This window comes from Streptomyces sp. NPDC005266 (genome assembly GCF_040607655.1).
In the GTDB taxonomy this organism is placed as follows: Bacteria; Actinomycetota; Actinomycetes; order Streptomycetales; family Streptomycetaceae; genus Streptomyces.
The window spans coordinates 40,925-54,504 of record NZ_JBEXHC010000019.1 but is presented as its reverse complement, the minus strand read 5'-3'; the positions used below and the strand labels follow the sequence as shown (position 1 = coordinate 54,504).

At 69.7% G+C, this 13,580-nt stretch carries 14 protein-coding genes; 9 read left to right on the top strand and 5 right to left on the bottom strand.

Translation table 11 applies throughout. The features are described from left to right. Position 1: 1 nt before the first annotated feature. Both ABZU99_RS26925 and ABZU99_RS26920 read right to left on the bottom strand, forming a co-directional pair. Positions 2 to 1,363, bottom strand: a complete 1,362-nt coding sequence (locus ABZU99_RS26925; RefSeq protein ID WP_355948164.1) for an aspartate aminotransferase family protein — start codon at positions 1,361 to 1,363, stop codon at positions 2 to 4. A 2-nt stretch (positions 1,364 to 1,365) separates the two neighbouring features. Further along, positions 1,366 to 1,839 carry an Lrp/AsnC family transcriptional regulator gene (locus tag ABZU99_RS26920; RefSeq protein ID WP_355948165.1) on the bottom strand — a complete coding sequence of 158 codons (474 nt, stop codon included), beginning with the start codon at positions 1,837 to 1,839 and terminating at the stop codon, positions 1,366 to 1,368. 177 nt (positions 1,840 to 2,016) lie between these two features. On the opposite strand from ABZU99_RS26920, the gene ABZU99_RS26915 reads away from it, so the two are divergent. Continuing rightward, entirely contained in the window at positions 2,017 to 3,468 is a 1,452-nt protein-coding gene (locus ABZU99_RS26915; RefSeq protein WP_355948167.1) for a gamma-aminobutyraldehyde dehydrogenase, read from the top strand. A gap of 118 nt (positions 3,469 to 3,586) precedes the next feature. Continuing rightward, entirely contained in the window at positions 3,587 to 3,772 is a 186-nt protein-coding gene (locus tag ABZU99_RS26910) for a hypothetical protein (protein WP_356047100.1), read from the top strand. On the opposite strand, the gene ABZU99_RS26905 is transcribed toward ABZU99_RS26910, so the two are convergent. After that, the gene (locus tag ABZU99_RS26905; protein WP_356047102.1) at positions 3,759 to 4,448 is read right to left on the bottom strand and encodes a glycerophosphodiester phosphodiesterase; all 690 of its coding nucleotides are present in this window, start codon (positions 4,446 to 4,448) and stop codon (positions 3,759 to 3,761) included. The genes ABZU99_RS26910 and ABZU99_RS26905 overlap by 14 nt on opposite strands. Then, positions 4,445 to 5,467, bottom strand: coding sequence for an adenosine deaminase (locus ABZU99_RS26900; protein WP_355948173.1), 1,023 nt, complete (start codon positions 5,465 to 5,467; stop codon positions 4,445 to 4,447). Before ABZU99_RS26900 ends, ABZU99_RS26905 begins: the two co-directional genes overlap by 4 nt. Positions 5,468 to 5,581: 114 nt before the next feature. Between ABZU99_RS26900 and ABZU99_RS26895 the strand changes: the two genes are divergently transcribed. After that, complete coding sequence (locus ABZU99_RS26895) at positions 5,582 to 6,529, top strand: DUF4190 domain-containing protein (protein ID WP_356047104.1); 948 nt, start codon at positions 5,582 to 5,584, stop codon at positions 6,527 to 6,529. On the opposite strand, the gene ABZU99_RS26890 is transcribed toward ABZU99_RS26895, so the two are convergent. Continuing rightward, the gene (locus tag ABZU99_RS26890; protein ID WP_356047106.1) at positions 6,475 to 7,101 is read right to left on the bottom strand and encodes an NADAR family protein; all 627 of its coding nucleotides are present in this window, start codon (positions 7,099 to 7,101) and stop codon (positions 6,475 to 6,477) included. The two genes, ABZU99_RS26895 and ABZU99_RS26890, sit on opposite strands and share 55 nt — an antisense overlap. Before the next feature lie 115 nt (positions 7,102 to 7,216). Here ABZU99_RS26890 and ABZU99_RS26885 point away from each other — a divergent pair, with 115 nt between their 5' ends. The 6 genes from ABZU99_RS26885 to ABZU99_RS26860 all read left to right on the top strand — a co-directional run bounded on the left by ABZU99_RS26885 (position 7,217) and on the right by ABZU99_RS26860 (position 13,578). Further along, positions 7,217 to 7,651 carry a DUF4190 domain-containing protein gene (locus tag ABZU99_RS26885; RefSeq protein WP_355846450.1) on the top strand — a complete coding sequence of 145 codons (435 nt, stop codon included), beginning with the start codon at positions 7,217 to 7,219 and terminating at the stop codon, positions 7,649 to 7,651. Positions 7,652 to 7,822: 171 nt separating this feature from the next. Beyond that, positions 7,823 to 9,343 carry a gamma-aminobutyraldehyde dehydrogenase gene (locus tag ABZU99_RS26880; RefSeq protein WP_356047108.1) on the top strand — a complete coding sequence of 507 codons (1,521 nt, stop codon included), beginning with the start codon at positions 7,823 to 7,825 and terminating at the stop codon, positions 9,341 to 9,343. A 66-nt stretch (positions 9,344 to 9,409) separates the two neighbouring features. After that, positions 9,410 to 10,657: a spermidine/putrescine ABC transporter substrate-binding protein gene (locus ABZU99_RS26875; protein ID WP_356047110.1), complete on the top strand. Its 1,248-nt coding sequence runs from the start codon at positions 9,410 to 9,412 to the stop codon at positions 10,655 to 10,657. A gap of 22 nt (positions 10,658 to 10,679) precedes the next feature. Beyond that, positions 10,680 to 11,849 (top strand): ABC transporter ATP-binding protein, encoded by a 1,170-nt coding sequence (locus ABZU99_RS26870; protein WP_355948187.1) that lies wholly within the window; start codon positions 10,680 to 10,682, stop codon positions 11,847 to 11,849. Further along, positions 11,846 to 12,784: an ABC transporter permease gene (locus ABZU99_RS26865; protein WP_355948190.1), complete on the top strand. Its 939-nt coding sequence runs from the start codon at positions 11,846 to 11,848 to the stop codon at positions 12,782 to 12,784. Before ABZU99_RS26870 ends, ABZU99_RS26865 begins: the two co-directional genes overlap by 4 nt. Beyond that, positions 12,784 to 13,578, top strand: coding sequence for an ABC transporter permease (locus ABZU99_RS26860; RefSeq protein WP_355948192.1), 795 nt, complete (start codon positions 12,784 to 12,786; stop codon positions 13,576 to 13,578). The genes ABZU99_RS26865 and ABZU99_RS26860 overlap by 1 nt, the downstream gene beginning before the upstream one ends. The last annotated feature ends 2 nt before the right edge of the window (positions 13,579 to 13,580 follow it).

Below are 13,580 nucleotides of genomic sequence, written 5' to 3'. Positions count from 1 at the left end.
CTCAGAGCTTGGTCCACGCCTCCGTCAGCACGCCCCGCAGGACCTGCTCGATCTCGTCGAACACCGTCTGGTCGGCGATCAGCGGCGGCGCCAGCTGGACCACCGGGTCGCCGCGGTCGTCGGCCCGGCAGTACAGCCCGTTCTCGTACAGCGCCTTGGAGAGGTAGCCGTACAGGATCCGCTCGGTCTCCTCCTCGTCGAAGGACTCCTTGGTGGTCTTGTCCTTCACCAGCTCGATGCCGTAGAAGAAACCATTCCCCCGGACATCGCCGACGATCGGCAGATCGTGCAGCCGCTCCAGCGTCGAGCGGAACGCGCCCTCGTTGTCCAGCACATGCTGGTTGAGGCCCTCGCGCTCGAAGATGTCGAGGTTGGCCAGGCCCACCGCGGCCGAGACCGGATGGCCACCGAAGGTGTAGCCGTGCAGGAAGGTGTTGTCGCCCCGGTAGAACGGCTCGGCGAGCCGGTCGGAGACGATGCACGCGCCGATCGGGGAATAGCCCGAGGTCATGCCCTTGGCGCAGGTGATCATGTCCGGGACGTAGCCGAACTTGTCGCAGGCGAAGATCGTGCCCAGCCGCCCGAAGGCGCAGATGACCTCGTCCGAGACGAGCAGCACGTCGTACTGGTCGCAGATCTCGCGGACGCGCTGGAAGTACCCGGGCGGCGGCGGGAAGCAGCCACCCGCGTTCTGCACGGGTTCCAGGAAGACCGCGGCCACGGTGTCCGGTCCCTCGAAGAGGATCTGCTGCTCGATCTGGTCGGCGCACCAGCGGCCGAACGCCTCGGGGTCGTCACCGAAGATCGGCGCCCGGTAGATATTGGTGTTCGGCACCTTGTGGGCGCCGGGGACCAGCGGCTCGAACGGGGCCTTCAGCGCCGGCAGCCCGGTGATCGACAGGGCGCCCTGCGGGGTGCCGTGGTAGGCCACCGCCCGGGATATCACCTTGTGCTTGGCGGGCTTCCCGACGAGCTTGAAGTACTGCTTGGCCAGCTTCCAGGCGGTCTCGACCGCCTCGCCGCCGCCCGTGGTGAAGAAGACCTTGTTGAGGTCGCCGGGCGCGTAGCCCGCGAGCCGCTCGGCGAGCTCGACGGCCTTGGGGTGGGCGTAGCTCCACACCGGGAAGAAGGCGAGCTCCTGGGCCTGCTTGTACGCGGTCTCGGCCAGCTCGACGCGCCCGTGGCCGGCGTTGACCACGAACAGCCCGGCGAGGCCGTCGATATAGCGCTTGCCCTTGTCGTCGTAGATGTAGGTGCCCTCACCGCGCACGATCGTCGGCACGGGGGAGTTCTCGTACGACGACATGCGGGTGAAGTGCATCCACAGGTGGTCGTACGCCGTCTTGGAGAGGTCGGCGCTCATTGCTATCTCGTTCCCCAGGTATAGGTCTGCTTCCGGAGCTTGAGGTAGACGAAGCTCTCGGTGGAGCGCACACCGGGCAGTGTGCGGATCCGCTTGTTGATCGTTTCGAGGAGGTGGTCGTCGTCCTCGCAGACGATCTCGATGAGGAGATCGAAGGAGCCCGCGGTGACGACCACGTACTCGACCTCGTCCATGCCGGTCAGCGCGTCCGCGACCGGGTCGAGATCGCCATCGACGTTGATGCCGACCATTGCCTGGCGCCGGAACCCCACGGTGAGAGGATCGGTGACGGCGACGATCTGCATCACGCCCTGGTCGAGCAGCTTCTGCACGCGCTGCCGCACGGCTGCCTCGGAGAGCCCTACGGCCTTTCCGATGGCGGCGTACGGCCGACGACCGTCCTCCTGTAGCTGCTCGATGATCGCCAGGGATACGGAGTCGAGCGACGTCGTGCCGTTCTTGTCAGGTGTGGCCACGACCCTCACTGTGCACGAGCCTCCGCCGTCTCGCAACCCTCGATCGATGAATTTCGTTGTCATGACATCGCGAAATCACTGATTCCGTCGTTCTGGTGTGGCGGGTATGTTGAAAGCGTCGAACCGGCGACTAGTGTGGTGTCTCACCCATCGGACAGCTGACAGGAGGGGTGGCACGTGACCACCGAACTGCGTCGTCTGCGCAACTACATCGACGGGGAGTTCCGGGACGCCACGGACGGGCGGACCACGGAGGTGGTCAACCCGGCCACGGGCGAGCCCTACGCCACGGCGCCGCTCTCGGGCCCGGCGGACGTGGACGCGGCGATGACCGCCGCCGAGGCGGCCTTCCCCGCCTGGCGCGATCTGGTGCCCGGCGAGCGGCAGAAGGCGCTGCTGAAGATCGCCGACGCCTTCGAGGCGCGGGCGGAGGAGCTGATCGCCGCCGAGTCCGAGAACACCGGCAAGCCGATCGGCCTCACGCGGGACGAGGAGATCCCGCCGATGATCGACCAGATCCGCTTCTTCGCGGGCGCCGCCCGGATGCTCGAGGGGCGCTCGGCCGGTGAGTACATGGAGGGGCTGACCTCCATCATCCGGCGTGAGCCGGTCGGGGTCTGCGCGCAGGTCGCGCCGTGGAACTACCCGATGATGATGGCCGTATGGAAGTTCGCGCCGGCCCTGGCGGCCGGTAATACGGTCGTCATCAAGCCCTCGGACACCACGCCCGCCTCCACCGTGCTGATCGCCGAGATCATCGGCGGGGTGCTGGCGGAGCTGGGCCATCCGCAGGGCGTCTTCAACGTCATCTGCGGCGACCGGGAGACCGGCCGGCTGATGGTCGAGCACCCGGTGCCGGCCATGGCGTCCATCACCGGATCGGTGCGCGCCGGTATGCAGGTCGCCGAGAGCGCCTCCAAGGACCTCAAACGGGTGCACCTGGAGCTCGGCGGCAAGGCGCCGGTCGTCGTCTTCGAGGACAGCGACATCGCCAAGGCGGTCGAGGACATCTCGGTCGCGGGCTTCTTCAACGCGGGCCAGGACTGTACGGCGGCCACCCGGGTGCTGGTCCACGAGTCGATCCACGACGAGTTCGTGACCGCGCTGGCCAAGGCGGCCGCCGACACCAGGACCGGCCACCCGGACGACGAGGACGTGCTCTTCGGCCCGCTCAACAACGCCAACCAGCTGGCCCAGGTCAGCGGCTTCATCGAGCGGCTGCCCGCGCACGCCAAGGTCGAGGCGGGTGGCCACCGGGTCGGCGACAAGGGCTTCTTCTACGCGCCCACCGTGGTCTCCGGGCTCAAGCAGGACGACGAGATCATCCAGCACGAGGTGTTCGGCCCGGTCATCACCGTCCAGTCCTTCTCGGACGAGGCGCAGGCGGTCTCCTACGCCAACGGCGTGGAGTACGCGCTGGCGTCGTCGGTGTGGACCAAGGACCACGCCCGCGCGATGCGCATGTCCAAGGCCCTGGAGTTCGGCTGCGTGTGGATCAACACCCACATTCCGCTGGTCGCCGAGATGCCGCACGGCGGGTTCAAGAAGTCCGGCTACGGCAAGGATCTGTCGGCCTACGGATTCGAGGACTACACGCGCATCAAGCATGTGATGACGTCGCTGGGTTGATCACCGCTTGGTCATGACAGGGCTCCCCTGTCATGACCAAGCCTGTCATGACCAAGCGGGGGAGCCGGAAGAGTGCGTTCCGCGGCCGCCGCCGCGCCGCTGGCCGTCGCGGGCTGCGGTGACCAGCGGGCGGGCGGCGGCGTCGGGCGGCTTCGGCAAGGACGCCCGGCGAGCCGGGCTCGGCTGCGGGAAGTTGCTGCCCACGGCCCTCACCACCCGCGCCGACGGCAAGGTCGTCATCGCGGGCAGCAATGACCTGTGGGTGGGAGGGACGGCATGGCGCCGCGCGGTCAGCGGCGGCTGAGCAGGGCGCACAGGGCGCCGACGCGGTTGGTGGTGATCGAGTCGACGCCCGCGCGCAGCAGCCGGGACATCGACCAGCGGGTGTCGGGGGTCCAGGCGGAGACCAGCAGCCCGTCGGCGTGGTCGCGCTCCACCAGCTCCGGCGACACCAGCCCGAAGCGGTAGTTGATCCATCGGGGACGCAGCGCGGCCAGCAGCGTCGGACGCGGCGGGGCCAGCGTGGTCCAGGTCAGCGCGATCTCGGCGGCCGGGTCGGCGCGGCGTACGGCGTGCAGGGCGGTCAGTTGGCCGCAGTAGTGGACCCGGTCGGCCGCCCCGCACTCCCGTACCTCGGCGAGGGCCGCGGGCACGGCCGACGCGTCGGGGAGGTCGATGAGCAGCCGGGTCGAGTCGGCCGAGGCGAGGGCGGAGCGCAGGGTGGGGACGCCCCCGCCGGTCAGCTGCCGCACCTCATCGGCGGTCAGCGCGGCCAGCGGCCGGTCGTGCCCCCACAGCCGCTTGAGGGTGGCGTCGTGGAGCAGGACCGGGACGCCGTCCCGGGTCAGCCGTACGTCGATCTCGACCGCGCCCGCCCCGGCGCGGAGCGCCGAGCGGACCGACGCCAGGGTGTTCTCGCGGTACGCGTACGGATCGCCGCGGTGGCCGACCGGGAGGCACATCGCGCCGAGTGCCGTCATCGGCCCGCGACCGCCGTGTAGGCGTCGATCTCGGCGGCCAGCCGCGCCTTGCCCTCCGCGTCCAGGAAGGACGCCTTGACGGCGTTCTTGGCGAGGGCCGCGACGCCCGCCGCGTCCAGGTCCAGCAGCCGGGCCGCCACCGCGTACTCCGTGTTGAGGTCGGTGCCGAACATCGGCGGGTCGTCGCTGTTGATCGTGACGAACACCCCGGCGTCGACCATCTGCTTCAGCGGGTGCTCATCGAGGGCGGCGACCGCGCGGGTGGCGATGTTGGAGGTCGGGCAGACCTCCAGCGGAATGCGGTTCTCCGCGAGATGGGCGAGCAGCTTCGGGTCCTGGACGGCGCTGGTGCCATGGCCGATGCGCTCCGCGCGCAGCTCGGTGAGGGCATCCCAGATCGTCTGCGGTCCGGTCGTCTCGCCCGCGTGCGGCAGGCTGTGCAGCCCGGCGGCGATGGCACGGTCGAAGTACGGCTTGAACTGCGGGCGCGGCACGCCTATCTCCGGCCCGCCGAGGCCGAACCCGACCAGGCCTTCGGGGCGCAGATCGCAGGCGATGCGCGCGGTCTCCTCCGCGGCGTCCAGACCGGCCTCGCCGGGGATGTCGAAGATCCAGCGCAGCACGGTGCCGAACTCCGACTCGGCGGCCTTGCGGGCGTCCTCGATCGCCTCGACGAAGGCGGTGTCGGGGATGCCGCGCCGCGTCGAGCTGTAGGGGGTGACGGTCAGCTCGGCGTAGCGGATGTTCTGCCGGGCCATGTCGCGGGCGACCTCGTAGGTCAGCAGCCGTACGTCCTCGGCGTCGCGGATCAGATCCACCACGGAGAGATAGATGTCGACGAAGTGTGCGAAGTCCCGGAAGACGAAGTAGTCGACCAGGGCCTCGGGATCGGTGGGCACCTTGGAGTCCGGGTGACGGGCGGCGAGCTCGGCCACGATGCGCGGGGACGCGGATCCCACGTGGTGAACATGGAGTTCCGCTTTGGGCAGTCCGGCGATGAAGGTGGTGAGATCGGTCAACGGAAACCTCCGGGAGACGGCCGCCGGCGGCGGGCTCCGGTCATCGTAATTGTGTGGCGCCGAACCGGTGGACCCAGGCCGTAGCATGGGCGGACGTCTCAGTGGGGGAGATACATGGCAGACCAGCACGACCAGTCCGACCAGCAGGATCAGCCGCGGCCATCGGACCAGCAGCCACGACGGCCGGAGCCGCGGGACCGCGATCCCTGGGCGCCGCCGCCGCAGCGGGCATCACTGGACAAGGCGGACAAGGCGGACAAGGCGGACGAGGCGGACGAGGCGGCCAAGCCGGCGCTCCGGCCCTCGGTGGCCGAGCAGCCCACGCTCACCTCCCACCCCGGCCTGCCGCAGGTGCCGCCCCCAGCGCCCGCGCCGAGCGCCCCGCGCCCGCCGCACTCCGCCACCCCGACGGGCGCGGTGCCCCCGCCGCCGCCCGCCCCGACCGGCCCCGGCACCCCCAGCGCCTACCCGGGCGGCCCGTACGGCGCGGGCGGCTACGGCACCACCGGCTATGGCGGTACCGGGTACGGGCAGCAGCCCGCCTACCCGCAGGCCCCGTACGGCGTCGCGCCCAGCGGTCCCGGCTACGGCTACCCCGGCTACGGCTACGCCCAGCCTGGCTACGCCCAGCCCGGCTACGGCTATGGCCACCCGGGTAACCCCCACCCCGGCGCCGCCTACGGAACGAGCTGGCAGGGCGGTTCCACGAGCTGGCAGAGCGGTTCCTACCTGCCCAACAACGGCAGCGGCACGGCCGCTCTGGTGCTCGGCATCATCGGCCTGGTCGCCTTCGCCTCCATCATCCTGGGCATTGTCCTCGGCGTGCTCGCGATCATCTTCGGCGTGCTCGGCCGCGCCAAGGCGACCAGCGGGGAGGCGACCAACGGAGGGTCCGCCCTCGCCGGGGTGATCCTCGGTGCGATCGCCGTCGTGGCGAGCGTGATCATGATCTTTGTGTATGTCGCCGCCGCCAACGACGACAGGGAGGACGGCAGCGGGGAGACCGGCTATGCCGAGGTCTCGGCGGCGCTGGTGCTCTCGCCCGCCGATATGAGCCGCTGACGGGCCTCCATCAGCGCGAAGCCCAGCAGATTGAGCCCGCGCCAGCGGGCCGGATCGGCCGCCCGCTCGTCGCCCGCCGCGAGACCGATGCCCCACACCCGGTCCACCGGGCTGGCCTCGACCAGCACCCGTGCCCCCGTCCCCAGCAGATAGTCGCGCAGCGGCGGATGCTGCCCGAACTTCCGCACGCTGCCCTCGACCACGAGCGCGAACCGGTGCCGGCGCCAGATCTCCTCGTCGAAGCCGCGCACCGAGCGGCCCGCGTCCTTGGCCTCCTTGGGATGCGAGGCATCCATCGCCCGCCGCTCGGCGTCCGCGTCGCCGAACAGCCGGGCCTTGCTCGCCATCATCCAGTGCTCGGCCGTCGGGTACGTGACACCGTCGACGGCGAACGGCGCGGGCCACCACTGGCTGAAGCACCCCGGGCCGACACCCCCGTCCCGCCGCGGCCGGTGGCCCCAGAACCAGACGTACTTCGGCCGCTCGCCGCGCGCCGCCCGCTCGATGAGCTCCTCGACCGACCGGGGACCCCCGTCCGCCGAAACCGATCCCGCCACCCCGTTCGTCTCCATGCCCGGGATTCTCGCACCGGCCACCGACAGCGCCACCAACCTGGGCAACTGGGCTGACCAGGGACGAGTCATGCCCATAACATTGCCCGACATTCATCAGGAGGGGAGACCATCCATGTCCACCAACATGCCCGGCCCACAGCAGGGCCCGCACGAGCCCTATCCCGCCAACCCGTACGCCGCTCCCACGCCGCCGGCCCAGCCCCCGGCCCAGCCGCAGTACCCCGGCGCCGGCTACCCCGCCGCGCCGCCCGTCTACCCGGGGGCGCCGGGGATGCCCGTGCAGCAGAGCAATGGCATGGGCACGGCCGCGCTGGTCTGCGGCATCATCGGCCTGGTCTGCGGAATCACCTACTTTCTGTGGGTCTTCGCGATCATTCTCGGGATCCTCGCGATCATCTTCGGCGCCCTCGGCCGGGGAAAGGCGAACCGGGGCGAGGCGGGCAACGCGGGCTCGGCGACCGCCGGTCTGGTCTGCGGCATCGTCGGCATGGTCATCCCGATGATCTACCTCGCGGCGCTGGAGTCCGCGATCGACTCCGTGTTCTAGCCCGGAATCGGTGACGTCGGCACCCGCGCTGATCACTGAATCCGTCGCGAAACCAAAAAGCAACAACGGAATCCCTTGTTGAAGTGAAGGCTCTCTGTCAGGATCGGCCTTCGATTCCGGTTGGAGCTACGCCGCGCCCCCTCGGGGCGGACCGGCGGAGGAGAGCACGCGATGGATCAGCGGTTCGATGTGACGGGGCGGTTCGCCGACGGTGCGCAGTACATCGCGGGCCGTCTGCGCCAGGGCGGTTCGGGCGGTACGCATACGGTCGTCGACCCGGCCACCGGCGAGCAGGTGTACAACTACCGGCTCGCCGGTCCGGACGACGTCGACACCGCCGTCGCCGCCGCCGAGGCGGCCGTCCCCGGCTGGGCGGGCGCCACCCCCGCTGAGCGCTCCGACGCGCTGCACCGCTTCGCCGCCGCCCTCACCGAGCGGGCGGACGAGCTCGCATACGCCGAGTCGCTGCAGTGCGGCAAGCCCATCAAGCTCTCCACCGAGTTCGATGTGCCCGGCTCGATCGACAACACCGCCTTCTTCGCGGGCGCCGCCCGCCATCTGGAGGGCAAGGCGGCCGCCGAGTACAGCGGCGACCACACCTCCTACGTCCGCCGTGAACCCATCGGCGTCATCGGCTCCATCGCCCCCTGGAACTACCCCCTGCAGATGGCGGCGTGGAAGGTCCTCCCGGCCATCGCCGCGGGCAACACCATCGTGCTGAAGCCCGCCGAGCTGACGCCCCTGACCTCGCTGATGTTCGCTCAGGCGGCCACCGAGGCGGGCATCCCGGACGGTGTCGTCAACGTGGTGAGCGGCACCGGCCGGGAGGCGGGTGAGCGGCTGGTCTCCCACCCCGGCGTGGCCATGACCTCCTTCACCGGATCGACGGCGGTCGGCAAGCGCGTCGCCGAGCTCGCCACCTCGACCGTCAAGCGGCTCCATCTCGAACTCGGCGGCAAGGCGCCCTTCGTCGTCTTCGACGACGCGGACCTCGAAGCCGCCGCGCACGGCGCCGTCGCGGGCGCGCTGATCAACACCGGGCAGGACTGCACCGCGGCCACCCGCGCCTATGTCCAGCGCCCGCTGTACGACGCGTTCGTCGCCGCCGTCGCCGATCTGATGGCGTCCGTACGGCTCGGCGACCCATTCGACCCCCACACCGACCTCGGCCCGCTGGTCTCGTACGCCCAGCGCGACCGCGTCGCTGACATCGTGGAGCGGGCCCGCGGCTACGCGACCGTCGTCACCGGCGGCACGGCTCCGGGCGGTGACCTCGCCAGGGGCGCGTACTACCGGCCCACCCTCGTCACCGGCGCGGCCCAGGACAGCGAGATCGTCCAGTCCGAGATCTTCGGCCCGGTCCTCGTCGTCCTCCCCTTCGACAGCGACGACGAGGGCATCGCGCTCGCCAACGACACGCCCTACGGGCTCGCCGCCTCCGCCTGGAGCCGCGATGTCTACCGGGCCAACCGCGCCTCCCGCGAGATCAAGGCGGGCTGCGTCTGGATCAACGACCACATCCCGATCATCAGCGAGATGCCGCACGGCGGTATGCGGGCCTCCGGCTTCGGCAAGGACATGTCGGCGTACTCCTTCGAGGAGTACACGCAGGTCAAGCATGTGATGTTCGACAACACCGCGGTGGTCCGCAAGGACTGGCACCGCACGGTCTTCGGGGACCGACAGACCTGAATGTGCGGCCACTTCGCGTGGCCGGGACCGGCTGAGACCGGCCGACACCCTCGAAAGGCACAGCTTATGGAAGCACAGCACGAGCCCGAGAGCCTGTCCTCACCGCAGCTCGCCGCGGTTCGACGCTCCATGACCAACGGCCGGATGGCGCTCACCCGCCGCTCGCTGCTGCGCGCGGGCGGCGCCGGAGCGCTGGCCGTCGGCGGGCTCGGGGCGCTCGGCGGCTGTGGGATCCCGCCCGCGGGGCGCACCGAGGCGGACAACGCCTCCGATGACCACTCCGCGGAGGAGAAGAGGGTCAACTTCTCCAACTGGACCGAGTACATGGACGTCGGCAAGGGCAATCGCCATCCGACGCTCGACGCGTTCCAGCGCCGCACCGGCATCAAGGTCAAGTACACCGAGGACATCAACGACAACGTCGAGTTCTTCGGGAAGATCAAGCCGCAGCTCGCCGCGGGCCAGGACACCGGCCGCGACCTCATCTGCGTCACCGACTGGCTGGCCGCCCGGATGATCCGGCTCGGCTGGATGCAGCCGCTCGACCCGGCCAACCTGCCGCATGCCTACACCCGTCTGGGGCAGGGCTTCCGCAACCCCGACTGGGACCCGGGGCGCGCCCACTCCTACCCCTGGACCGGCATCCCCGCCGTCATCGCGTACAACAAGAAGGCGACCGGCGGCCGTAAGGTCACCTCCGTCTCCCAGCTCCTGGAGGACCCCAAGCTCAAGGGCCGGGTCGGTCTGCTCACCGAGATGCGCGACACCGTCGGGCTGACCCTCCTGGACATGGGCAAGCGCCCCGAGGACGTCACCGCCGACGAGTACGACGCCGCGATCGCCAGGCTCCAGAAGGCGTCCGACCGCGGCCAGATCCGCCGCTTCACCGGCAACGACTACACCGGCGACCTCACCAAGGGCGACCTCGCCGCCTGTATGGCCTGGGCCGGGGACCTGATCCAGCTCCAGGCGGACAACCCCGAGATCGAGTTCGCGATCCCGGACGCCGGCTATATGACCGCCACCGACAACCTCCTGATCCCCAACAAGGCGCGCCACAAGAAGAACGCCGAACGGCTCATCGACTACTTCTACGAGCCCAAGGTCGCCGCGAAGATCGCCGCCTACATCAACTATGTGTGCCCGGTCGACGGCGTACGCGATGAACTCGCGAAGATCGACAAGAAGCTGGCGGACAATCCGCTGATCCTCCCGGACGAGGAGATGGCCGCCAAGTCCCACGCCTTCCGCTCGCTGTCGAGCAAGGAAGAGACGGCATTCGAGGACAAGTTCGCCAAGCTCACCGGCGCCTGACAAACCGAGGAAGCGCACGCTCATGACCCAGCCCACCTCCGGCGGCGACGTCCGCCTCTCCGGGATCAGCAAGACCTACGGGTCCTTCACCGCCGTCCACCCGCTCGACCTCCACATACCCGCCGGCTCCTTCTTCGCCCTGCTCGGCGCCTCCGGCTGCGGCAAGACCACCACCCTGCGCATGATCGCGGGCCTGGAGGAGCCGACCACCGGCACCGTCCGGCTCGCCGGGAACGACGTCACCGACCTCCCGCCGTACAAGCGGCCCGTCAACACCGTCTTCCAGAACTATGCGCTCTTCCCGCATCTCGACATCTACGAGAACGTCGCCTTCGGGCTGCGCCGACGCGGCGTCAAGTCGGTGAAGAAGCAGGTCGACGAGATGCTGGAACTCGTCCAGCTCGGCGACTTCGCCCGCCGCAAGCCCCAGCAGCTCTCCGGCGGCCAGCAGCAGCGCGTCGCCGTCGCCCGGGCCCTGATCAACCACCCCCAGGTGCTGCTCCTCGACGAGCCGCTGGGCGCGCTCGACCTCAAGCTCCGCCGCCAGATGCAGCTCGAACTCAAGCGCATCCAGACCGAGGTCGGCATCACCTTCGTCCATGTCACCCACGACCAGGAAGAGGCCATGACCATGGCCGACACGGTCGCGGTGATGAACGGCGGCCGGGTCGAGCAGCAGGGCGCCCCGGCCGAGCTGTACGAGAGCCCCGGCAGCACCTTCGTCGCCAACTTCCTCGGCACCTCCAACCTCATCGAGGCCGAGATCGCCGACAAGAGCGGCGGCGACCTCGTCCTCACCGCCGACTGTGGCCGACTCGCCCTGCCCGCCGACCGATGTAGCGCGCCCGTCCGAACGGGCGGGAAGCTGCTGGTCGGGGTGCGCCCCGAGAAGATCTCCCTCGCCCATGCCGAGGACGCCGCCACCGTCCCCGAGGGGCGCAACAAGATCACTGGCCGGATCGCGGACTCCAGCTTCATCGGCGTCTCCACGCAGTACGTCATCAAGGCCCCGGGCTGCCCCGAGTTCGCCGTCTACGAGCAGAACATCGAGCGCGACGCCCGGCTCGTGCCCGGCGCCGAGGTCGTCCTGCACTGGAACCCGGCCCACACCTTCGGCCTCGACGCGGCGCAGTCCCCGCTTGCCGGGACAGTGGGCGACGCGGGCACGGACCTGGACGAGGAGGCGGCGTGACGGCCACGGTCACCCCTGAGGCGCCCCCGGCCCCGGGCGCCGTACAGAAGGCGGCCGTCCGCAAGACCGCTGTCCGCAAGCGGCTGGTGCCCTACTGGCTGCTGCTCCCCGGCATCCTCTGGCTGCTGATCTTCTTTGCCGCGCCGCTCGTCTACCAGGCCTCGACGTCCGTCCAGACCGGCTCCCTCGAAGAGGGCTTCAAGGTCACCTGGCACTTCCAGACCTACTGGGACGCGCTGAGCGAGTACTACCCGCAGTTCCTGCGCTCGGTGCTGTACGCCGCGACGGCCACCGTGCTGTGTCTGCTGCTCGGCTATCCGCTCGCGTATCTCATCGCCTTCCGCGCGGGCCGTTGGCGCAATCTGGTGATGATCCTGGTCATCGCGCCGTTCTTCACCAGCTTTCTCATCCGCACGCTCGCCTGGAAGACGATCCTGGCGGACAGCGGCCCGGTGGTGGGCGCGCTGAACTCCCTGCACATCCTGGATGTGACGGCCGGACTGGGAATCACCGAGGGGCACCGCGTGCTGGCCACACCGCTCGCGGTGGTCTGCGGGCTGACGTACAACTTCCTGCCGTTCATGATCCTGCCGCTGTACAGCTGCCTGGAGCGCATCGACGGCCGGCTGCACGAGGCGGCCGGGGACCTCTACGCGACGCCGCTGGTGACCTTCCGCAAGGTGACCTTCCCGCTGTCCATGCCGGGCGTCGTCGCGGGCACCCTGCTCACCTTCATCCCCGCCGCGGGCGACTACATCAACGCCGAGCTGCTCGGCTCCACCGACCAGAAGATGGTCGGCAACGTCATCCAGTCGCAGTTCCTGCGGGTACTCGACTATCCGACGGCCGCGGCGCTCTCCTTCATCCTCATGGCGGCGATCCTCACGATGGTCACCGTCTACATCCGCAAGTCCGGGACGGAGGACCTGGTCTGATGGCTCTGACGCGCTGGATACGGCGGAACCTGGTGGTCATCGCGGGGCTCGGCACCCTCGCGTATCTGATCCTGCCCAACGTCGTCGTCCTGGTCTTCTCCTTCAACAAGCCCAACGGCCGGTTCAACTACGAGTGGCAGCGCTTCTCCACCGACGCCTGGACCGACCCGTGCGGCGTCGCCGATCTGTGCGGCTCGCTCTCGCTGAGCCTGCAGATCGCGCTGTGGGCGACGGTCGGCGCGACCGTCCTCGGCACGATGATCGCCTTCGCGCTGGCCCGCTACCGCTTCCGGGCGCGCCCCGCCGTCAACAGCCTGATCTTCCTGCCGATGGCGATGCCCGAGGTCGTCATGGCCGCATCGCTGGCCACTCTCTTCCTCAACATGGGCGTGGACTTCGGCTTCTGGACGATCCTCATCGCCCACATCATGTTCTGCCTGAGCTTCGTCGTGACGGCCGTCAAGGCGCGCGTGATGTCCATGGACCCCCGGCTGGAGCAGGCAGCCCGGGACCTCTACGCCTCCCCGGCGCAGACCTTCCTGCGCGTCACCCTGCCGATCGCCGCACCCGGTATCGCCGCGGGCGCGCTGCTGTCCTTCGCGCTCTCCTTCGACGACTTCATCATCACCAACTTCAACGCCGGATCGACCGTGACCTTCCCCATGTTCGTGTGGGGATCCGCGCAGCGCGGCACCCCGGTCCAGATCAATGTGATCGGAACGGCGATGTTCGCCATCGCGGTGCTGTGCGTCCTCGCCGGCCAGCTGGCCGGCACCCGCCGCAAGAGGAGCTGAGA